The organism is Iodobacter ciconiae (assembly GCF_003952345.1).
Taxonomy (GTDB): Bacteria; Pseudomonadota; Gammaproteobacteria; order Burkholderiales; family Chitinibacteraceae; genus Iodobacter; species Iodobacter ciconiae.
Genome location: NZ_CP034433.1, coordinates 3,695,435 through 3,716,942, shown reverse-complemented (window position 1 = coordinate 3,716,942; position 21,508 = coordinate 3,695,435). Strand labels below are relative to the sequence as shown.

At 46.4% G+C, this 21,508-nt stretch carries 18 protein-coding genes, 1 tRNA gene and 1 pseudogene; 1 reads left to right on the top strand and 19 read right to left on the bottom strand.

Translation table 11 applies throughout. The features are described 5' to 3' along the window. The first annotated feature begins 53 nt into the window (after positions 1 to 53). Positions 54 to 1,037: an IS110 family RNA-guided transposase gene (locus EJO50_RS16360; RefSeq protein WP_125971014.1), complete on the top strand. Its 984-nt coding sequence runs from the start codon at positions 54 to 56 to the stop codon at positions 1,035 to 1,037. Positions 1,038 to 1,052: 15 nt separating this feature from the next. Here the strand turns inward: EJO50_RS16360 and EJO50_RS16355 are convergent, their stop codons facing one another. The 19 genes and pseudogenes from EJO50_RS16355 to dnaG form a co-directional block, all read right to left on the bottom strand. Then, a complete protein-coding gene (locus tag EJO50_RS16355) occupies positions 1,053 to 1,403 on the bottom strand; it encodes a RidA family protein (RefSeq protein WP_125975952.1) in 351 nt (116 codons plus the stop codon). 290 nt (positions 1,404 to 1,693) lie between these two features. Next, entirely contained in the window at positions 1,694 to 2,881 is a 1,188-nt protein-coding gene (locus EJO50_RS16350) for a DesA family fatty acid desaturase (RefSeq protein ID WP_125975950.1), read from the bottom strand. 72 nt (positions 2,882 to 2,953) lie between these two features. Beyond that, a complete protein-coding gene (locus EJO50_RS16345; protein WP_125975948.1) occupies positions 2,954 to 3,925 on the bottom strand; it encodes a mechanosensitive ion channel family protein in 972 nt (323 codons plus the stop codon). A gap of 116 nt (positions 3,926 to 4,041) precedes the next feature. Next, the gene (locus tag EJO50_RS16340; RefSeq protein WP_125975946.1) at positions 4,042 to 4,242 is read right to left on the bottom strand and encodes a hypothetical protein; all 201 of its coding nucleotides are present in this window, start codon (positions 4,240 to 4,242) and stop codon (positions 4,042 to 4,044) included. Continuing rightward, on the bottom strand, positions 4,239 to 4,733 hold the full coding sequence (gene rfaE2, locus EJO50_RS16335) for a D-glycero-beta-D-manno-heptose 1-phosphate adenylyltransferase (RefSeq protein ID WP_125975945.1): 495 nt from the start codon (positions 4,731 to 4,733) through the stop codon (positions 4,239 to 4,241). The genes EJO50_RS16340 and rfaE2 overlap by 4 nt, the downstream gene beginning before the upstream one ends. An 807-nt stretch (positions 4,734 to 5,540) precedes the next feature. Further along, the gene (locus EJO50_RS16330) at positions 5,541 to 5,888 is read right to left on the bottom strand and encodes a hypothetical protein (RefSeq protein WP_125975943.1); all 348 of its coding nucleotides are present in this window, start codon (positions 5,886 to 5,888) and stop codon (positions 5,541 to 5,543) included. Positions 5,889 to 6,135: 247 nt separating this feature from the next. Beyond that, on the bottom strand, positions 6,136 to 6,876 hold the full coding sequence (locus EJO50_RS16325; protein ID WP_125975941.1) for a hypothetical protein: 741 nt from the start codon (positions 6,874 to 6,876) through the stop codon (positions 6,136 to 6,138). 175 nt (positions 6,877 to 7,051) lie between these two features. Then, on the bottom strand, positions 7,052 to 7,255 hold the full coding sequence (locus EJO50_RS17855) for a hypothetical protein (RefSeq protein WP_444542842.1): 204 nt from the start codon (positions 7,253 to 7,255) through the stop codon (positions 7,052 to 7,054). 337 nt (positions 7,256 to 7,592) lie between these two features. Further along, positions 7,593 to 7,907 (bottom strand): hypothetical protein, encoded by a 315-nt coding sequence (locus EJO50_RS16320; protein ID WP_125975939.1) that lies wholly within the window; start codon positions 7,905 to 7,907, stop codon positions 7,593 to 7,595. 380 nt (positions 7,908 to 8,287) lie between these two features. Beyond that, positions 8,288 to 8,605 carry a hypothetical protein gene (locus EJO50_RS16315; RefSeq protein WP_125975937.1) on the bottom strand — a complete coding sequence of 106 codons (318 nt, stop codon included), beginning with the start codon at positions 8,603 to 8,605 and terminating at the stop codon, positions 8,288 to 8,290. Further along, positions 8,602 to 8,790, bottom strand: coding sequence for a hypothetical protein (locus tag EJO50_RS16310; protein ID WP_125975935.1), 189 nt, complete (start codon positions 8,788 to 8,790; stop codon positions 8,602 to 8,604). The genes EJO50_RS16315 and EJO50_RS16310 overlap by 4 nt, the downstream gene beginning before the upstream one ends. Positions 8,791 to 8,997: 207 nt before the next feature. After that, a protein-coding gene (locus tag EJO50_RS16305) for an IS3 family transposase (protein ID WP_373280519.1) occupies positions 8,998 to 10,559 on the bottom strand; the annotation gives its coding sequence in 2 pieces (ribosomal slippage) (positions 8,998 to 10,088 and positions 10,088 to 10,559; 1,563 coding nt in all). 161 nt (positions 10,560 to 10,720) lie between these two features. Next, a complete protein-coding gene (locus tag EJO50_RS16300) occupies positions 10,721 to 11,212 on the bottom strand; it encodes a M23 family metallopeptidase (RefSeq protein WP_125975933.1) in 492 nt (163 codons plus the stop codon). Between the two features lie 19 nt (positions 11,213 to 11,231). Continuing rightward, entirely contained in the window at positions 11,232 to 13,865 is a 2,634-nt protein-coding gene (locus EJO50_RS16295; RefSeq protein ID WP_125975931.1) for a type VI secretion system Vgr family protein, read from the bottom strand. Between the two features lie 131 nt (positions 13,866 to 13,996). Next, the gene (locus tag EJO50_RS16290) at positions 13,997 to 15,772 is read right to left on the bottom strand and encodes a hypothetical protein (protein WP_164521541.1); all 1,776 of its coding nucleotides are present in this window, start codon (positions 15,770 to 15,772) and stop codon (positions 13,997 to 13,999) included. A 327-nt stretch (positions 15,773 to 16,099) separates the two neighbouring features. Beyond that, positions 16,100 to 16,852: pseudogene (locus tag EJO50_RS17580) on the bottom strand (site-specific integrase). 388 nt (positions 16,853 to 17,240) lie between these two features. Then, positions 17,241 to 17,317: transfer RNA gene (locus EJO50_RS16280), tRNA-Ile, on the bottom strand. A 15-nt stretch (positions 17,318 to 17,332) separates the two neighbouring features. Further along, on the bottom strand, positions 17,333 to 19,285 hold the full coding sequence (rpoD, locus tag EJO50_RS16275) for an RNA polymerase sigma factor RpoD (RefSeq protein ID WP_099399841.1): 1,953 nt from the start codon (positions 19,283 to 19,285) through the stop codon (positions 17,333 to 17,335). Between the two features lie 201 nt (positions 19,286 to 19,486). Next, positions 19,487 to 21,442: a DNA primase gene (dnaG, locus tag EJO50_RS16270; RefSeq protein ID WP_125975927.1), complete on the bottom strand. Its 1,956-nt coding sequence runs from the start codon at positions 21,440 to 21,442 to the stop codon at positions 19,487 to 19,489. Positions 21,443 to 21,508: the final 66 nt, after the last annotated feature.

The following is a 21,508-nucleotide window of genomic DNA, read 5'->3' as shown; positions in this document are numbered from 1 at the left end:
CTGTATGCACAAGGCAAGTGGGCGAATTAGGCTTTTTTACAGGAAGAGTTCTCATGTTTTATCTTGGTATGGATGTGGCTAAAGCTAAACTCGATTGTTATTTGCTAACCCAGCTTGACCCGCTCAAAGGCAAAGCCAAAGTCGTTACCAATACCGCCAAAGGTCTCGCCGATTTACTGGCCTGGCTGACTAAAAATCACATCCCTCATGATCAGTTGCACGTCACCATGGAAGCCACTGGCGTGTATCACGAATTAGCCGCTACGCTGCTACATGATGCTGGCGTGTGCGTCTCGATTGCCAATCCCGCACAGGTCAAACATTTTGGCCAAGGCCTCGCTGTTCGCACCAAAACCGATGGCGTTGATAGCCAAGTGCTGGCACGTTACTGCGCCATGATTAACCCTGCCGCGTGGCTGCCTCCGCCGCCCGAAGCCCGCATTTTGAAAGGGTTTCTTGCCCGCCGCGAAGCGATTCTGCAAGACTTGCTGCGCGAACAAAATCGCCAAGAAAAAGCACAGTCGACTGTTACACCAGAGCTGATTCATCAGTCGATTAACGACAGCATCGCCTTTCTAAACGCGCAACTCAAAAAGCTGCAAAGCCAAATCGACGATCACATCGACCGCCATCCAGGACTGAAAAATGACCTGGATTTACTACAAAGCATCCCTGCAATTGGACCGCAAAGTGGGACACAATTGTTGGCTGTGATGCACATGCATCAGTTCAATACAGCCGAACAACTATCGGCCTATTTGGGCTTGGTGCCGGTCGAGCGACAATCAGGTTCGTCACTATTAGGTCGCGCTAAACTGTCCAAAGCTGGCCCTTCGCAAATACGTGCAGTACTTTATATGGCCGCTATTGTTGCCACAAAATACAACCCCCACGTCAAAGCCTTATTTGAACGTTTGCTTGCCCGAGGCAAGAGCAAAATGTCTGCCTTGGGCGCTTGCATGCGCAAACTGGTACACCTGAGCTTCGGCGTGCTGAAAACACAGAAAAAGTATCAAGCTGAGTATCAAAATGCTTGACCGGCAAGACGGTATCTACAAGGCCGCGATCACGGACATTTCCACTTTGTAACGCGGATCTGCCAAACGGGCCTCAACTGTAGCCCGGCAAGGAGTATGACCGGCAGGCACCCATTCCGACCAAGCGATATTCATCGCATCGTAATCGGCCATATCAGCCAGATAAATTGTCACCGAAAGAATCTTTTGTTTATCCGAGCCAATTTCACCCAATAATTTATCAATAAAGCCTAATATTTCAACGGTTTGGCTTTTTGCATCAGCTTCCAGATTTTCTGCAATTTGCCCGGCCAGATAAACCGTATTATTGTGCACCACAATTTCAGATAAACGCGGGCCAACGTGATAGCGTTGAATTGAAGACATTTAAAACTCCCTTTGAATTGAAGGAAAACTAAAAAGATCTGTAAACACAAAGATAAATAAAAACACAGAGCTCACGGAGAAAAACAGAATGAATATAAAATTTTTATTTTGAATAAGTTGCACGGTTTATATTATTTAAGCACTTCAGCATAACTCATCAGATATTTACCTAAATAGCAAACCATATTCTTAAACTATAAATTAATTTATTTTTTCTCTGTGTCTACAGATCTTTTTTCAAGTATATAGAAAACACAAAAAAGGCGAACCATCGTTCGCCTTTTTTACCATCAAACGACTGTGCGCAGCCGGAATGAGAAGTCTTGCAGCGCGGCGATACCGCTGGCTTCGGCTCTGTTGCACCAATCTTGTAACAGCTTTACCAGCTCCGGGCGGGATAAGGTAGAGCGCTCCCACAAACGAGTTAATTCCTGGCGCATCTGGTAAATTTGCTCCAGCACCGTGCTTTCTGCCAGCACCTTTGCCAGGATTTTCTGATCCTGCTCCGGCGTGTCTTTAGCATCTTGCTTTAACCAGATTTTCATTTGCCGCACCGGATCAAAATCAATTTGCGACAATTTAGCACTATTACGCATACGCTCAATTTCTTCGCCAACCGTTCCTTTTAATGTCCGCGCATAATTAGCGGCAATGGCATAACGATTTGCAATAATTGCCTGTAAAGAAGCCTCGTCCAATTCGCGTTTTACCGCTGCAGATAAAGTCATCCTGGGTGCAATTTTACGCACCTTTGCCAGCCCCATTGCCTGCAAACTGCGGATATACATCCAGCCAATATCAAATTCAAACCATTTATAAGACAACTTGGCAGATGTGCCAAAGGTGTGGTGATTATTGTGCAATTCTTCACCGCCAATAATAATCCCCCAGGGGACAATATTGGTTGAAGCATCTTCGCATTCAAAATTGCGATAACCCCAATAATGCCCGATTCCATTAATAATGCCAGCGGCAGTCAAGGGGATCCAGATCATTTGCACCGCCCAGATCCAGATCCCATTTGCACCAAATAAACAGAAATTAATCAGCAGCATCAGCACAGGGCCAAGCGTATTGTGCTTGCTGTAAAGATGGCGCTCTAAAAAGTCATCGGGCGTGCCGTGGCCATATTTTTGCATCGTTTCTTTATTGGCAGCTTCTGCACGATACAACTCATAGCCTTCCCAGAAGACTTTTTTAATGCCGTAAATTTGCGGGCTGTGCGGATCTTCCGCCGTCTCGCATTTGGCATGGTGCTTGCGGTGAATAGACGCCCACTCTTTGGTAATCTGCCCTGTCGTTAACCAAAGCCAGAAGCGAAAAAAATGGCTGGCAATCGCATGTAAATCCAGTGCACGATGCGCCTGATGACGGTGTAAAAAAATCGTTACCGACGCAATCGTAATATGTGTCAACACCAAGGCTACCAGAATGTAAGCCCACCAAGGCAGATCAATCAACCCATTAAGCCAGGTCATTTTTTTATCTCCACACAGGCTTGCAGCCTGCTTTATTTTTTGTAAGCACAGATTCTACGCAAGACTTGCCCATCAAGTTGCAGAGTTAAGCAAAGTGACTTCGCGACGGGGGTAAGGAATTTCAATATTGTGCTCTTGAAATGCACGCCAGATCTTTAGATTTAGACTAGATCGCAAAGAAAGCTGGCCATTTTCAGGATCGGCCAGCCAAAAGCCCAGAAGCAGGTTGATGCCACTATCTGCAAAAGCTGAAACAAGGGCATTAGGTGCCGGATCTTTTAAAATGCGCTCTTCACCCTCGGTGGTTGAACGCAATAATTCTAATACAAAATCTAAATCAGTCCCGTAGGCCACCTGAATCGGCAAGGAAACCCAGACCGATTTATCGTTATATGACTGATTCACCACGGTGGAAGTAATCAGCGTGTCATTTGGCACCAAAGCCTCGGTGCCATCTGCAGATTTTAAAACGACATAACGCGCCGTAATACTGCTGATGGTACCCAACCGATTATCAATCTGAACTAAATCGCCTATTTTGATAGAACGATCGAGCAAAATAATAAAGCCTGATAAATAGTTAGATGCAATTTTTTGCAAACCAAAGCCCAGGCCCACACCCACCGCACCACCAAAAACCGATAATACGGTTAGATCAATCCCCACCAGTGGCAGAGCGATCACAATAGCAATAATCAGCAGTAAAACACTGGATATTTTGGACAGCACCACGCGAACATTCATATCCATCATCTGGCTGGACATCAGGCGCCGCTCCAGCTCGCGCCCCATCCACATGGCAATCAGTAAGGTTGCAGCAACAGACAGCAGGCCCTGTCCGATGGTTAACACCGAAATATGCGCTTTGCCCAGCGGCAGGCTAATACTATCAAGCATTTCAGCCACTTCTGGCAAGATCCCTAAAACGTGCAGGGCATAAACAAACCAGATAATCCCCGCAATATATTTTTCCCAGCGCATCACCCAGGATGCACCATCAAAAACGCGGCGAATCACATAAACCAGAATGCGAATATTGGCCATCGCCAGAAGAAGCACACTTGCTAGGGCAATTAGCTTAAAAGGCGGCACAAACCAAATTTTAAGAATAACGCCCGATAAAATAACCAATAAATAGGCATTTAAAGGGAAAAAGGCCCTCAGTAATCCTTCCCCCCCATACGCCAGAGCCAGCTGTTCTGATCGGGGCTTACTCGGCGCTTTACGCTGCGATTCACCCACCAGGCAAATGCCAGGGCAAACAAAAGCATGCCCAGCTGGGCAAAAAACGGCGGGTGTAAATACCCCTGCCCGCCCAGATCATTTACAAAATCAACCAATAAATTATTTTGGATACTCATGATTTTTGACGAATCCGCTTAATAGTTTCAGTGGTGGAAGTTGCAAACAGGAAAGGAATAGAATGCACACTGCCACCCCACTCCAGAACCTGATTACTACCTACAATATGCTCGGGTGCCCAGTCGCCACCTTTAACCAGAACATCAGGGCGGATGGCCAGAATAACATCCAGCGGGGTATCGGCATCGAACCATGTTACCAGGCTCACGCATTCCAGAGCCGCCAGCACCGCAGCGCGCTGCTCGGTATGATTCACCGGCCTGTCATCCCCCTTGCCAAGGCGCTTTACCGAGGCATCAGTATTAATCGCAACCACCAGCCCCGCCCCCAAAGCGCGTGCCTGCGCCAGACACGTCACGTGACCACGGTGCAAAATATCAAAGCAGCCATTGGTAAAAACTAAAGGACGTGGCAAGCCGGCCAGCCTTGCGGCCAATTCTTCGGGCGGACAAATTTTTTGTTCAAATGAAGGGCTGGGATATGTAGACATATTCAACTGTGAAGACAGAAAGGATTGATCATAAACAAGGGATCTATAAGGATCAAAGCATTATTTTTATCTTACGGCCCGGCCAGGCAAAACCCATGCAATTTCACCATGCCTTATGCATATAAAACCAATCATTGCGATAATAAAATCCATGGTAAAAACTACTGGATTACTTCGCAGCCAAAGCCTCCCATATTAAATAAAAGCCTTTGCGCTGCAGATGACTGCAATTGTGAATTAAATATCAACAGAGCCTGGTATAAAAATCAAAGCAATCACGGCGATCGAAGATAATCGTATTCTTAATCAGTGAACTAAATTGATCTCCGGGATAATTGAACAATAACAATTCACAGATGGCCCCGATCCGAATGCAGCACTAAACTCGAGGATGGTTTACAGGCTGCGATGGGCATCTTCAAGGCGCGGCAAACCAGATCCGCTGGCATCGTCGGATGCCTGCCCGGCCAATGATTTTGCGCAAGATTCCCCCCAACACCATGGCCAAATACAGCCAGCCCGAACGCGTGCGGATATAGGTGGTATCTGATGCCCATGCGACATTCGGCGCCGCAGGGTTAAATTGACGACGACCAAAGGTTTACTGACTTTCGGCAAACGCTGCTTATCAAATGTCTGCTTGCAACACAAATCATCTGCTGTTTAGCGCGTTGCTGAGCGGCGTAATAGCCCGCTCGCCTGATATTCAATAAATGACATGCTTGAGTCTCTGACGCCTCATTTTTCCTCTGGGTCACAACGGTGTGACTTATTTTCTATTCACGGGCAAAGGAGACAGATGCTCTTTTAAAAAATCGTTATCCGAACGAAGCTGACGATTTTTAGACTCAAGCTGGCGGATAAGCAATGCCAGCCGCGCTCGGTAGCCAATGCCTGCATGGCCTTAAGTGCTTTTTTGCTGCGACTATTACAAACGGAGCAAAAATGCCCGGATAAAATCATCGCTGGCGTTTTTTCCCATTGATGCCCTTTGCTACAACTAAACGATAGATGCGTCTGGATACCCGAATACTCTTCAGATAAGCACGCTCCACCCCAGGCATGAGCAATACGCTGCATCATGAGTAACTGAATTTCTCGCTGCTCAGGGCCGGGATGAACGCCTGCAGGGCCAGAGTTAAATTGTAAAATCACTTCTTGCACCTCAGGCGCAAGAGTAGAAAACGCGGGTTTACACTTCCTGCTATTGCCACCAATCACAAAGACCTCGCTTTATTCATATGAAATATGATGCCAAATATCAGGAGTAACCAATGTTGCTTTTTTCATAGATTGGTTTATTGGACGGATACGAATCGTTTTTAAAATTGCTTTATAAAATTAAAAAACACACCCATGATCAAAATCATCGAAGAGGATTACCATAATCCATATTGCCGCATCACTTAAAAATATCACTACATTTCAAAGCACGAGTATTTTCATCCAGCCCATCAAAAGATACTTTTTCTTTTATTTCAATATCCCAAACTTCACCTAAAAAAGGGCTACAGGTCACTCCAACTGGTGCTATATACTTTCCATCATCAGAAATGAAATTAACCTTTAACGTAGAGACCGCATCTTCTCTATTATCCATTGGAGTTGGTGGAACAAACCCCTTATTTAACAATTCGGAATTTAATTCGGAGCGGTAAATGTATTTATACTCATTTTTAAGAGGGCTAAAAGGAAAGATTATTGGCTGCAAATCTTTATACCTCCACACACTAATAAGCCATCTCCCATCAATATTATTTACAGCACCTGTTTTATACAAATAATAGCTTTTTGTGATCAAAATATTTGATTTTTTATTTACATCAACTATTAATTCATACTTTGGAGCAGGATTTATCCCCAATTTAAGTCCACTACTACAATTTTCATATGCCGACAATAAATCAACAAAACCTGATTGAATAGTATTTTTATAGTCTGCCTCAAGAGAGTAAAAAATTAAAAACTGCCCATCATTTGAATAATTAAAATTTTTATATCTGAATTTCGTCTTGCATAAAAAAGACTTACCTTCTTTTGAAAAAGATAAAGAACTTTCCGAAGTTCTGGAAGCTATAATATTTTCAGCACCAACATAGTCAAAAACAAACACAAAAAGTAGTAGATAGTCTTTAATCCCCATGTTAAAAATCCAATAAAATATCTTTTGCTGCATGAGTCGATTTCAGGCCACCTTTCCAATTTATAAAAACCCCTATTTAATTATGGAACATTTCAACTTTTTGTCGACCATTGCACGTAAAAATTACCTCAAAATCCACTGTATTTACTATATTCACAAAAAGAAATTTATTCAATCATTTAAAATTCATTTTACATGTTTTTGGTTCAAAATTAGAATAGTAAGTACTCCACAATTGTTTGCTTTTCAAGATTATTTTTAAGTTAATAAATTCATCTCCGCATTTAGGAGTTAACTGTTCAAATTTTTTATTTTTATAATCAAAAACATACACGTTATATATTTTGTAGGTTCCCATACCTAAGTCAGTGTAAGAAATTGAAAAATCTTTATATCCATCAAAATTATAATCCTTTACTTGAAAATCAAGTGCTGCTTCATTTTCAATAGAAAAACTTTGCAGTACCTCTGCATCATTAAATGTAGCAGTAACATGAAGAGTGTCATTTTTTTATTTACAACTACAAAGACATTATTCATTGGGCTAAATCTATTCATAAGCTCATTAGAAAAAGCTAAAAGCGAAGCAATCAACAATGAAAAACAAACTAAACATTTACTCATTTTATTTTTCATATTAAAAATATACACCACCTAAATTTTAATACAAATAAAAAATTGCTATGAATCAATGATTTATACGTGAGTTTATTAATTCAAATCTTTGTAAACAGGTTCCATATCTTTTTAACGTCACTGGCAGAAAAAACATTCTTTTTACTGGCATCTTGTTTCATCACCAAAAAACCATATAAGAAATTGCCATTATCTAGCTTTGACAGTCCCACATGACATGTTGAAGTCCCTCTGTAAATCAAACCATTATCTAAATCACAATCAATTTTGGCGGCATAAGCCCCTTGAAAGTTAATATCAAATTGTTCCATTGGGTAATATGAAGCCCCTGTAGTGACAACCAAACCTGAAGCAGGCTTCTCACCTCTGCTTGCAATATCAGGATATGTTCCCATACGGCACAATACCCACCGAAGATAAGTCATTGTTTCTAGATAAAAAACAGAATTCGCCTATGAATTTCTTGCCAACTTTAGATTTAACATCAAAACAGCTACCTTTATCTTCATCTAGTTTTCTCACGTGGCCAATTATAAATTTAGCATTCGTTGGGATATTAAGCTGCACTCCCTCACTAGCAAACTCAATTTTTGAGTTTGAAAAAGAAAATGCGCTTGGAACCAGCAAGAATAACAATCGAAATAAATTAAAATACGAATATTTTTTCATTTATATTTCATCTATTAGCATGTGAACGAGATCAGGTCTAATTTTCAAAAATTTTTGTTGGAATATTAGAGCCGACCCTGTTCTTTCCTTTTCGTTTTTTTGTGAATCAAAACAATTCGGTACAATTTACAACTTTATTTTTATTAACCTGCTTGCATGTAATTGGAGAGTATTTTTCTGTACTTTTATTTAATTCAAAAACTATTGTTTTTTGATCAAAACCAAATGAAGGCGTATCAGAAGCAATTACTCTATTGGGAAGCCCACCCTTCGATCCGAGCTTGAAATCATTAGTGCTCATTTCTGGAATAATCAACAAATGGCACACTTCATCATCTTGTTTTTTAACCAACAGATTTCGCGTTACATTAATGGAGGGTGTAACATCCAAAACCCAAAAATATTTACTTTCTAAATTTTTCATGAAAGTAATTTTTTTATTACAATATTTTCATCATCTTTATAGCTACCTCCATATTCTGTCCTTAAAAATTCATCTTGATTTCTATAGCAACGTAAAGATTCAGCGTCATACCATTTTTTATCACCTGCATAAGCAGATTCACTAAATAGAATACAAATATATAGAAATTTAATAAAATTTTTCATCTATTTTGTCTGCCGTAAATAATTAACTGTTTTCTTACCGCGTTGACATTTTACAATTGCCTTTTTCAAAACGCATTGAGATAAATAGTGGTGTCGTGGAGATATAGGCTGGCGTGCCAGCCCCTGTTTGTGAATTTGCACTAGGCTGTGCCCCATAAAATGTTGCTCCCGCGGCAATTGTCAAAGTAGTTGAGATGTTTTTGCGATTTAAGCGACCTGTAATTCCTCGCTTGTTTTAGGCTCAATGGCCCGGTCCGGGTTCAATTGCACTTCGTTTTGCCAGCTCCAGTTCCGGGTCGTGTTGCGCCACCGTTCCGGCCGCGCCAAACGGGCGGTTTGGTAAACCGCATGGCGCTTTTCTAACAGCGCTTTGTCCTGCCCTTGATGCCGCTGTGATGGCGTGACAAATTGAATGCCGCTGTGCCGGTGCGTATGGCTGTACCAATCCACAAAGCGCCTCACCCATTGCCTTGCTTCATCCAGACTGGCAAAGCCTTTATGCGGCCAGGCAGGCCAGTATTTCAGCGTGCGGAACAAAGATTCTGCGTACGGATTGTCCTTGCTGACGTGGGGGCGGCTAAATGAGGAGGCGATCCCCAGCATCTCCAGCTTGGCTTTCAGGGTATAGCTTTTCATTGGCGCACCATTGTCTGAATGCAATACCAGTGGATTCATACTGCAACGCTGGGCCAGTACGCTGCGTTGCAGCAGCTCAGCGGCCAGTTCTCCTGTTTCTTCTGCGTGCACTTCCCAGCCCACCGGATAGCGGCTGAACAGGTCTTCAATCATATACAGCTTGTAATACTTGCCTTTTATCGGTCCCAGTAACCAGGTGATATCCCACATCCAGACTTGATTCGGGCCGGTGGCGGTGAAGCTGGTCGGTTTGGCTTTACGTACCGCCTTGGCGGCCCGACCGCGATGCTGTAGTTGATTGGCTTGCCGCAGTACGCGGTACATTGTGGATTCAGAAGCTAAATAATGCCCTTCGTCGCTGAGGATGGGCACGATCTGGCTGGGCGGGACGCTGTTAAAACGCGGGCTGTTACACACCGATAAAATCGCCTGGCGCTCCGTTTCGCTGAGTTTATTCACCGGATCATTCCGTTTAACCAAGGGTCGCTGATCCGCAGTCACCTTACCCGCCGCTTGCCAGCGATACCAGCTATGCACCGAAATACCGATGGTTTCGCAAGCGCGATATAAGCTCACACCGGCATGGCACGCCTGTTTGATCCATGCGGTAAGCCGCTCCCGTTGCTCCAGTGAGGTTAATCTTCCTCTGGTTCGCCCCAAAGGGCGCGCACCTTTTTTTGCAGAATCAGCAACGCTGCCGCCTCCGCCAGTGCCTTATCTTTACGCAGAATTTCCCGTTCCAGTTGCTTGTTTTGCTTACGCAGCGCTTTGTTTTCCTGCGCCTGCTCCGGCGTGCTGATTTCAGCCAGGCCCTGGGCCTGAATGGAGAGATTGCGCCACTGCTTAACTTGCTCCGGGAATAAACCCTTGGCACGACAATATTCGCTCAGTTCGATTTCTGACATAGCAATGGTTTCAACAACCACGGCAAAGCGGGTTTGGGCAGACCAGTTTTCACTGCTGCGATGATGTTCGGGCACGGGGCGGCCCTCCTGACGAAGTTGATTTCGCCAATTGTACAACGTGGCTTCGGAGAGGTTTTCTTGCAATGCTAACTGCCGGATGCTGACCGGGTAAGGAGCAAGCATTTTGCTTAAAATGGCATCTTTACGAGCCTTGGGAATACGCGACATGATCAGTAACCAGCCCCCTAAATAAGTTGGAATCCCTGAAAAGGGAGTATCTCAACTATCCTGACACAAGGGGCCCGCAGGAAGATAAAAGTGTATATCCCCATAAACAACATCCATACGGCCATCTTTACTTAAATCTAGGTCACCTTCTTCACGACCAACTATTTTTTTAAATTAGCGTCATCACAAATGATTTCCATATGCATGGCATTGTTGCCATTACACTGGCCGACAGAGCCCAATTCAGTTTTACGATATACGGGTTGATTCTTTTGAACAAACACCTGTTTCAGATGCATATAGATGGAGTAATACTCCACTTGCCCCTCCGGGCCTTCTCCAATTTCAGTGTTGTGTTTAATAATGACACAGCCATCACTACTACCACCATTAATCGCGAGATCAGGCTTTGCATTTTCTCCCGTTAAAGGCGAAGGCTTGCGGGCAAACATCACTTTACCATCTGCAATTGCACGTACAGGCTCGCCCCTTGTTCCCGTATCCGTGTGCTCAATATGTTGGCCACCGTGCCAAGCTAATAAGCTGCTAATTGGATAATTGCCCTTGGATTCAAAAGGCATCAGCCCTTTTAACCAGTCCTCATCGGATTGATTACCCTGGGCTGTTTTAAGTAAAGGAGGACTAATGATCATGGATATTTGCCAGTATTAATTATTCAGAAAATGGGAGTGAATTGGGCGGAGTGAATTTACTCTTAGGCATGTTTGGCAGAGCCAGTTTCAAGCTGGTTGGCCCGCTCATATCATGGCTCGCCCCTTTAATACTTACCTTCCCCGGGCAGTGAATTTCGATGTTGCCGCCTTTTAGCCGGATATAGCCGCCACCTGCAGTCATCAGAATTTCGTCTTTGGCCACCACCGTAATGCTTTCTTTGCAGGCGGTGATTTTGACGTTTTTGTCGCCGGTGATTTCAATATCGTCACTCTGCGCCTGCAGCTGAATTTTGCCTTTGGCTGCGATTAGTTTAAGGGCGACTTGGTCTTTTACCCCGGCTACAAACAGGCTGATGTGTTGACCCACGTTATGAATCCAGCGGCGGCCAGAGGTCTGGTTGCTGTCTCTTTGCGCGACCAGATCCAGGTTGGTGCCTGCGGTGAGTGTCTGGCTTTGCGGGCTGGTGATGGCGACGCCGTCCTCACCGTGCAGCAGGATGATGTTTTGTTGCCCTGCCTGCTCTTTGGATTTGGTTTTGCCATCTTGATCGGCATTGCTGCCTGCCTCGAAGCTTTTGCTGGCGTGCACATGATGGTACAGATGGCCGGTGCTGGCACTGTTGCCTGCGCTGTTATCTGGCTTAACCGTTTTATCGCCATCACCGGTTTCAATCGTATCGGCAAGCTGATTCGTTGCCGTTTCACCCAGGCTTTGGGCTAACGCTAAAGCTGACTCAAGTTGGCTTTGCGCGGGGCTGTGATCGAGTTGCTTACCGCTTGCACCGCCTTTGGCTTCCGTACTGATCAGCAAGCCGCTGGCGCGAATAGCACCTTGTTTGTCGCTGCGCAGCTCAAAGCCTTCGCCGCGTGGCTCACCCTTGCCGTCAGTTCTTGGGTGAATTAAGTAACCAAGGTTAAGCTGGGTTTTACCGTGCTCGCTGGATAGTTTGGTGCGCACTTCGCCTTTGGTATCATCAAACAGCAGCTCGCCGTATTGGCCGCCCTCGTGCTCTTTGGTTTTGATACCAGATAATGTTTTATTGGCGGGCAGAGCGCCAGCGCCGCTGAATGTTGGCACAGGATGGCTGCCGTTATGGACCACGCCGGTGACAATCGGGCGGTCGATGTCGCCTTCGATAAAATCAACTAAAACTTCCTGACCGATGCGCGGGATGAACTGGTGGCCCCAGCCCGCGCCCGCTGATGGATAGGCAACACGTATCCAGCAGGATGACTTGTCATCCAGGTTTGCACCAAACTCAGGGTGCTCAGCCGTACGCTGCCAGTGGAATTCTATTTTTATGCGCCCTTGCTCATCGGTGTGGACTTCTGATCCGGCAGGGCCCACCACGGTGGCGGTTTGCACGCCAAAGCTTTTGGGCTTGCTGTGTTCGATATGGGCAAAAGCGGGCACGGTCGGCTGGCCGCGCCTTTGGGCAGTAAAATCGGCTCGATAAGGGAGGGTATTTTCGGCTAAAGCCGCTCCTGCGAATAAGCCGGGGGCGACTAAGCTAAGTTGCTGGGTTAAATCAGCAGGCAAATTATTATTGGCGGTAAATTTTAGCTCGGTCACGGCAAATTCACGCTGCTCGGCGCTATCCCATTCATGCGCGGGGTGATCTTCCAGGCGGAACCACTGCCCGGCCTGCAGGCTGCGTAAAGTACCAGAGCCGGTAAAGGATTTCTTTTTGGCATCCAATGCCTGCTGACGCAAGTTAGCATAGTGGCTTAAGCCTTCCGCGTCGCTGGCGTAATAGAGCGATTGCGGGTCATAATCTTCGAAACTTACCTGCAGCTGCTGGCCGCCATCACCCTGATCGATGCTACTTTCATCAAAACTTTCGTTGGTGCTGGTGGCTTTGTAATCAAAGCTGGCAAGCGATACACTGCTGCTGCCGATTTGCCGCTGGCTCTGCCATTCAGTCAGAGTATCGCTCTCTTCCGTGGCGTCAGCTCTGTGAAATCTAACAAATGGATCTGTCGCTTCTGCAATTGCAAAAGCATCATCAAACACAAACAACTGAACCTGAGGGCTATTGCCCGGCAAATGATTAAATAACCAGGCTAAGCCTTCCTCTGCTAATAATCGTGTCAGAAAATCGAAATCGGATTCGCGGTATTGTAAGCAATAGGATCGCGGTGAATGCGTGCCGGAGAGCTTGAAATCCAGCATTTGCACCGAGGCAAACACCGGATTTTTGTCCTGATGCTCAGCCAGTACCTGTTTCACAATATCGGGGACGGATAAATCCTGGAACACGCGGGAAGTGCGGCGGTAGCGAAGTAAGGCAAACGGCGGTTCTACCGTCAGCGCATATTTGGCAAAGCCGCCATCCGAGCCGAGTAATTGCGCCTGGCAAATGACCCCGCAACGCTCAATCTCACCCCCATCCGCATCAGCTACCGATAAAACAACGGCCAAACCAAGCAAGGATTTAAGCTCTATAACGCCATCAGGAGATAAGCAATCTATCTGATAGCAGTAAGCTTGATTAAGCCCTTCTTTTCCGCTGATTGTTTGTGGTAATAGCTGCTCGCCCCAAGCCGCCCCATCACCCAGTTGCAGACTAATAAGGCGATTACTTTGGCCAAAAGCTGCCGCAAATGAGGCGAGGAGATCTTGAGGGTTCATTAAGAGGAAGCTATTGTGATAATGGCGAGTATATTAAACAAAAATTCTTATAACCTACTGTTATATTTATCATAAGCTTGCATTGCGAATAAGCACATCACGCTATTGACTAAAGCAACCAAGCAACCCGATTAAATAAATAGCGGGACACGCACATTTTTCTTCTTTTTTCGCCAATCTGCGCGTGATTTAATTCTGGAGATGAGCAAACATTCTGGACACCAACTCTTGCTATGTTTAATCCTCGTCAGCGACGCATCCCAGGTATGCCCAAATTCACACTGCCATGATAATTTGTGGTGGCAGTCTATATATTCTGTACTCAGGCACTTGCCCCCCTTGTTTGCTGCCTGCAGATGGGCGCTGTCTATCGTTAGACGAGATCCCGAGCAAACTGGGCACCAGTGTTTATTCACCGCAATCGCATTAGAAGTCCACTGATGCCCCTCAGCACAGCGCCATTGGATAGGGGCTTTGCTTGATACATAGCTTGTTGATAAGCACTTCCCCCCTTTTGCGATGGCAAGCGCCTTTAAGCGCTTGAGGGCTTGTGCTTTCCTTTCTACTTTTTTACACTTTACACACCAAAACCCAACTTGCACCTGCACAGGCGCAGCCTCCCAACGATGCCCCTTTTTACATTGCCATTTTAGCTTTACTGAATTATTGGTATAGCGTTTTGATAAGCACTTCCCGCCATTGTTAGCAGCTAAAGCATGCATGACCTTAATACCCAGCATTTTTTGCGTCACAGCGCACACTGGACACCAAGCCCCCTGTGCAACCACGCCATAGGTCGTTTTCCATTCATGCCCTTCGGCACAGCGCCAATGCATAGGGGTAAAACGATCGACAAACGTCGACAAGCATTCTCCACCTCGTTCTACAGCCAATGCCTGTGCATCCACTGTGCTCGTCCTAAGGCAATGCGGGCACCAACGCCCCGCTAAGATATTTGTTGAACTTGCCATCCACTCATGCCCATTAGCACATTGCCATACAAGATGGGCACGGCTATTTACATAGTCGGCGCTCAGGCAAGCACCTCCACGCTCTATCGCCGTCGCTTGCAACTTATGCAGCGACTTCTGCCGCCTATTGGTAGTGAGAGAGCTTAAAACAGGCTCACCTCCTTCCACCTCAATCAAGGTATAGCCAGCGCATAAAGCGCACCACTGCCCCTTTTTGATTGAAGCACCCGTTGCCACCCATTCATGCCCCTCCTCGCAGCGCCAACGAAAATCTTCCTTCATGTTTTCATACGTTTCAGACAGGCAATCCCCGCCCAGCTCCCTAGCCAGATCCACCAGACTAGCAAACAGTCGATCTTTTTTGTGCTGCATATCACATTGCCTACAACCATGCCCACCAAGCACAGCGGCGTAAACGGCTGCTTTGCTGTGGCCATTTTTGCATTGCCACAATAGTCGAGTCCTATCATTAACATACCGATGCGATAAGCAAACTTCACCGAGCTTGTGCGCTATCTGATGCAGGGCTTCAATTTTATTGCTCGTTTTCTGCAATACGCACTGCTGACACCACACTCCTTTTTCCACCATATGGGGTAATGAGCTCCAGCAATGGCCCTCGGCACAGCGCCAAGTCAGAAACGTTGCTTCGTCCACATAGCTCGATTTGCACTCGCCGCCATACTTGGCAGCCAATGCGGTCATGGCAATGGCTCGGTCTGCTTTGTAACAAATGGGGCACCAATCACCCGTTTTAATATCAAAGCCTTTCGCGCGCCACTGATGCCCTTCCCCGCATTGCCAATCCATGATCGTGTTACTGTTTTTATATTGCTCTGTTAAGCAAATCCCGCCACGCGCTATAGCTATCTCATTAAGCTGAGCCAAGATCGTCTGTTGTTGCAATGGATTTAATTCTGTTTTTGTTTTTTGCATTTTTGTAATCAAAACTTATCCTTAAGTGCTAATAGCAAGCTATAACACATTCCATATACAGACTTGGGCTAAAATCCAGCATCAATCCTGGAGTTCAGCATGTTCTTAGTAATGAAGTGTTGTTCAGAGTCTACTTGCCACGCTAAATCGTTTGATCAATACAACTTCCCCATATCGAGGGGTAATCTCGACGATATAACCCCTAAGCCAGAGGAGTGAGCCCCTCAAAAAAGCTCTATCGTAACAAGCAATAGGAGGCCGTTTCATTTTTTCGCCAAACTTTCATTACTACACATGACGTTGGTTTAAGTTGATGCGTATAGCCAATCACCCTTTACCCCCAGCAATCAGATCCAATTTAGCCACCAAATCTTCAGCACGTAAATGCGTATAGCGCTTAAGCATTTGCATTGATTTGTGCCTGCTAATTGCCGAGACCTCTTGATCGCTCAAGCCAGCCTCAACAAACCGACTGACCGCTTCATGCCGTAAATCGTGAAAATGCAAATCAGGCAATCCCGCTTTACCCCGTACTTCGGACCAGACTTTCGTAAAGGAATAAGCACGCCGCAATCCATCCCTACCTAGTTCACCAAAAAAAATCAAAGGGCATGCGGCAGGGCGGGCTGGATTTTCAATTGCCAGATTTAATATATTGGTTGCTAATTTACTTCATGGAACGGTCCTTGCACTATCATTTCTAGTATCAACTAAACGAATAATACGGCGCTTTATATCAACCTGATTCATTTTCAAATTAGCAATTTCAGAAGAGCGCATTCCGGTTTCAATAGCCATTCGCACAATCCACCCCAGCATTGGATTGCTATGTTTATCGACTTCTTCCATTAATTTAATTTGCTCAGCTTGATTAAGCCTTCGATTACGACCTTCACCCGGGCTCGGCTTCCGTATATTTGCCACGGAGTTATGGATAAAGCCCATACCCCATTCTTGAATGGCAACCGTAAACAGATGCCCAATCAATGCCAATTCAAGGCATACCGTATTATTTGATAGTCCAGCAGACAAACGCTCATCGCGATATTTAGCAACTAGTTCACTATTAATTGCAGCCATTGAATATTGGCCAAAATAAGCACGCACTGAGCGAGACTTACTTTCTTCTCCTCTTTGAGTCGTTAATTTTTTTGTAGTTGTAACTTCTTTCAGATAACGATCCAGCGCTTTTTCAAAGAGTAAGCGCTCGGATGCGCTGCGCTGAATAAACACGCCACGAACCATTTCATCTTCAGTTCTTCTGGACCAGTCTTCAGCATCACGTTTAGTGCGGAAATTTTTTGAAGTTGTCGGCCAACCCTTCATGCGAATCATCGCTTTCCAGGTCCCTGCGGGGGTCTTCGTAATGGTAGCCATTTGAGTCTTGCGGATTGTACTGAAAATGTACTTTTTCTGATCCACAAAATCAAACGGCCTACGCATAGATCGCGTAAGCCGTTGATTTTATTGGTGGGCCTGCTCGGACTTGAACCGAGGACCAAAGGATTATGAGTCCTCTGCTCTAACCAACTGAGCTACAGGCCCATGAGAGGCGCTATATTAACCTTCACTGGCCTGACTTTCAACAAAACTTTTCAGTCTTTCTGAACGAGTCGGGTGGCGAAGCTTACGTAAAGCCTTGGCTTCGATCTGACGAATACGCTCGCGCGTAACATCAAACTGCTTACCCACTTCTTCCAGCGTGTGATCGGTATTCATATCAATACCAAAGCGCATACGCAGCACCTTGGCTTCACGCGGTGTCAGGGTATCCAGCACTTCCTTGGTCGCTTCACGCAAGCCTGCGTAGATAGCGGCTTCAGCAGGAGCCAGATTGTTTGAGTCTTCGATGAAATCACCCAAATGGGAATCGTCGTCGTCACCGATCGGCGTTTCCATCGAGATCGGCTCTTTTGCGATCTTAAGGATTTTGCGGATCTTGTCTTCCGGCATTTCCATTTTATCTGCAAGCTCGTCAGGAGTCGGCTCAATACCGGTTTCCTGCAAGATTTGCCGTTGAATACGGTTCATCTTGTTGATTGTTTCGATCATGTGTACCGGAATACGAATGGTACGGGCCTGATCGGCAATCGAACGGGTAATCGCCTGGCGAATCCACCATGTTGCGTAAGTCGAAAACTTGTAACCACGGCGATATTCAAACTTATCTACCGCTTTCATCAGGCCGATATTGCCTTCCTGAATCAGGTCAAGGAACTGCAAACCACGGTTGGTGTATTTCTTAGCAATCGAAATAACCAGACGCAAGTTAGCTTCAATCATTTCGCGCTTGGCGCGGCGGGCCTTGGCTTCACCCGTCGACATCTGACGGTTGATTTCCTTGAGGTCCTTAATCTGAATCATTGCGTTAACTTGCAACTGAGCCAGAGTTTGTTGCTTTTCCATAATGGCGTGCTGGTAGCGCGCAAGAATGGCGGAATACTTATGACCGTAGTTGATCTCATCCACTACCCACGCCGTATCTGTTTCACGGCCAGGGAAGGTTTTGATAAAGTGATCGCGCGGCATTTTTACCCGGACAGTACAGATGTCCATGATTTCACGCTCGCAGCTGCGGATTTCATCCACCATGCCACGCAGTTGATCGCAAAGCGATTCAACCTGGCGGGCAGAGAAGCGGGTAATCAGAAAAATGCCAGCAATGGCCTGCTGATGTTCCAGATAACTTTTGCCATGTGCGCCTTCTTTAGCCAGCGCTTTGATCATTTTGTCAAAGTGCTCGCGCACGATGTCAAAATGCTCGCGCACCTGAACTTTTAACAGTTCAAGATTAGCTTTAGCGGCTGCACTGCCGTCATCTTCTTCGCCGTCTTCCTCGTCTACCGCATCGTCTGCATCCTCGGCTTCCGCTTCAATCACTTCGATTGGCGGTGGGGTGTTTTCGTCTGCGTTAGGGTCGATAAAGCCATCAATCACATCATCAATGCGAATCTCGTCAGCCAAGCCTTTTTCTACCAGGCCCAGAATATAGGCAACGGTAGTCGGGCAGGCTGAGATCGCCTGGATCATGTGCTTAAGACCATCCTCAATCCGCTTGGCGATTTCAATTTCGCCTTCGCGGGTTAAGAGCTCTACCGTCCCCATTTCACGCATATACATGCGCACCGGATCGGTAGTACGACCAAACTCTGCGTCAACGGAAGATAGAGCAGCTTCAGCTTCTTCAGCAGCGTCTTCATCAGGTACGGACGGCGCCGCATCGGACATAAGCAGGTCTTCTGCGTCCGGTGCTTCGTCGTACACCTGAATGCCCATATTGCTGATCATGCTGATGATGCCTTCGATTTGCTCGGCATCCAGCATGTCATCTGGCAGGTGGTCGTTGATCTCGGCGTAGGTTAGATAGCCGCGCTCCTTACCGAGCACGATCAGCGTTTTAAACTTCGCTTTACGTTGTTCGGGGTCGGCCTTCTGCTCAGCAGATGGCCGATTGACCTCACGGAAATCAGTCCGCGCTTGGTCGTCGTTGTCGATTTCTTGATCTGCCGCCATGACTCTCGAGTTCAGGTATGTTCGGGAAAACCGAAGATTATATCACAAATCTGTGACAATTCTCCGGCATAAGTAAACCCACCGCATCAATCATTAGCCAACAATGCCGATACTGCCGTGACGATAAGTCACCCTAGTCCTCGTTTACACTGTAAACACAGGCTACTTGGACAGCAATCGCTACAATTTGTTGCTAATTCATTACCGGCGAGATACGAGTGCTGCAAACTCCAGTTTTTCTGCCTCCGTTAGTCCACCATTTGCTTGCTTATAGGTCAGAGCATAAAACCGCTCTTGCATCATAGGGCGAATCACACTGACTTCCACCGCTTTTAGCGTGGCAGCCAGTTGCTCATCCAACTCGGCCTCAGAGGCCTTGTCAAAATACTCCCCGCCGGAAATGAGCAAACGATGCAATACATCGTAGTCAAGCATGCCCTGCCATGATTCAACGATTTGCAAACTGGATAAATCCGGATAGCTGCAAATCTTTTGAAGCAATTCCTGCGCCAGACCCATCGCTTCGGTCTCTGGCCACGATAACCACACCGGCTCGCTACGGCGTACCAGATCCGGGTGCGCCAAAACCAGCTGAATTAATTTATGCACCGGCCCGGTCGGAGCCGCCCTAGGTGCTGGTCTTGGCATCATATGCACGGGAATCCGTTCACCTGCGCGCCCCTTCCATTTACTTTTGGGCTGCCAGTTAGACTTCCATGCAGACCGATTACTCTGCCTTGCATATTGTGTGCCGGGCGAATTTTGCTGCTGCCAGTCACCCGACCAACCCTGCCCTTCCTGCCAGGACTCAGGGGCAGATTCACCCTGATAGCTTTCACTTGGCACATATTCGGGCACATATCTTACAGGGCTGCCATCCAAAACGGTGCTTAATTCGCTCATTTCCAAACGGGCCAGCTCTGCCAAACGCTTTCTGATCATCATGCCAAAGGCTGGTGCCCTGACCAGATTCAGCATCGGAGCCGCCAGAGAAATCAGCTTTGCCCTGCCTTCTTCGCTTTCCAGCTCTACCTGAGCTGACAACTCCTTCAGCAGAAATTGCGCAAGCGGTACAGAGTCCTGCAACAGTGCATTTTCAAACTGTGCCTGACCAAACTCCTGCACATAAGAATCAGGATCATGCTCGGCGGGCAAAAACAGAAATGCTAACTTTTTACCATCAACCAGCTGCTCTAAACTATTTTCCAGAGCCCGCCACGCGGCTTTTTTACCAGCCTTATCGCCATCAAAGCAAAAATAAACTTCATCAGCCAGTTTCAATAATTTACGGATGTGCTCAGGCGTGCAGGCTGTTCCCAAAGAAGCAACAGCGTATTCCACGCCATGCTGGTTCAGCATCACCACATCCATATAACCTTCCACTACCAGCACACGCCCACGATCACGAATCGCGGCTCTGGCTTGCGGCAGACCATACAGCTCTTTGCCTTTCTCAAATACGGGCGTTTCTGGTGAATTCAAGTACTTAGGCGCACCATTACCCATAATCCGGCCGCCAAAACCAATCACCTGGCTGCGCTGATTTAAAATTGGGAATAACACCCGTGAGCGAAACCGGTCATAGCGCCTGAGCGTGTTTTCTTCTTCAGCCACCAGGCCAGCGTCTTTAATCACCGGGTTTTTATCGTAATCAGCAAATACGGTTTTCAGCGATTGCCCTGCGCTTGGCGCAAAACCCAGACCAAAGCGTGCGGCAATTCTGCCCTCCACACCCCGGCTTTTCAGGTATTCGATAGCGGCCGGTGCCGTTTTAAGCTGGGCACGGTAATAATTCATGGCGGTTTTTAACACGTCATAAATACCCGGTGCCGCTTTTGCTTTTTCACTGATAGGCGCGTCGCTCACCGGCACCTGCATACCTACTGACTCAGCCAGCATCCGTACCGCATCAGGAAAACTCATCCCCTGATGCTCCATCACAAAACCCACCGCCGAACCATGTGCACCACAACCAAAACAGTGATAAAACTGCTTAGTCTGGCTTACCGTAAATGAAGGTGATTTTTCTTTATGAAACGGGCAGCAGGCACTGTAATTCTGACCCGCTTTTTTAAGCGGCAGATAGCGCTCAACGACGTCGACAATGTCGACGCGATTAAGGAGATCTTGAATAAAATCGTCAGGTATTTTTGCCATCTTGTGCTGTTTTTTGCCTTAATAAGATGGACTCGGCTCCAGGGTGGCGGGTTTCACCCGCCTTTA

Bases quoted from the DNA above. Each gene is read 5' to 3' on its own strand.
- EJO50_RS16360 (WP_125971014.1), top strand. From the start codon at position 54: ATGTTTTATCTTGGTATGGATGTGGCTAAAGCTAAACTCGATTGTTAT.
- EJO50_RS16355 (WP_125975952.1), bottom strand. From the start codon at position 1,403: ATGTCTTCAATTCAACGCTATCACGTTGGCCCGCGTTTATCTGAAATT.
- EJO50_RS16350 (WP_125975950.1), bottom strand. From the start codon at position 2,881: ATGACCTGGCTTAATGGGTTGATTGATCTGCCTTGGTGGGCTTACATT.
- EJO50_RS16345 (WP_125975948.1), bottom strand. From the start codon at position 3,925: ATGGCCAATATTCGCATTCTGGTTTATGTGATTCGCCGCGTTTTTGAT.
- EJO50_RS16340 (WP_125975946.1), bottom strand. From the start codon at position 4,242: ATGAGTATCCAAAATAATTTATTGGTTGATTTTGTAAATGATCTGGGC.
- rfaE2 (WP_125975945.1), bottom strand. From the start codon at position 4,733: ATGTCTACATATCCCAGCCCTTCATTTGAACAAAAAATTTGTCCGCCC.
- EJO50_RS16325 (WP_125975941.1), bottom strand. From the start codon at position 6,876: ATGGGGATTAAAGACTATCTACTACTTTTTGTGTTTGTTTTTGACTAT.
- EJO50_RS16320 (WP_125975939.1), bottom strand. From the start codon at position 7,907: ATGGGAACATATCCTGATATTGCAAGCAGAGGTGAGAAGCCTGCTTCA.
- EJO50_RS16315 (WP_125975937.1), bottom strand. From the start codon at position 8,605: ATGAAAAATTTAGAAAGTAAATATTTTTGGGTTTTGGATGTTACACCC.
- EJO50_RS16310 (WP_125975935.1), bottom strand. From the start codon at position 8,790: ATGAAAAATTTTATTAAATTTCTATATATTTGTATTCTATTTAGTGAA.
- EJO50_RS16300 (WP_125975933.1), bottom strand. From the start codon at position 11,212: ATGATCATTAGTCCTCCTTTACTTAAAACAGCCCAGGGTAATCAATCC.
- EJO50_RS16295 (WP_125975931.1), bottom strand. From the start codon at position 13,865: ATGAACCCTCAAGATCTCCTCGCCTCATTTGCGGCAGCTTTTGGCCAA.
- EJO50_RS16290 (WP_164521541.1), bottom strand. From the start codon at position 15,772: ATGCAAAAAACAAAAACAGAATTAAATCCATTGCAACAACAGACGATC.
- rpoD (WP_099399841.1), bottom strand. From the start codon at position 19,285: ATGGCGGCAGATCAAGAAATCGACAACGACGACCAAGCGCGGACTGAT.
- dnaG (WP_125975927.1), bottom strand. From the start codon at position 21,442: ATGGCAAAAATACCTGACGATTTTATTCAAGATCTCCTTAATCGCGTC.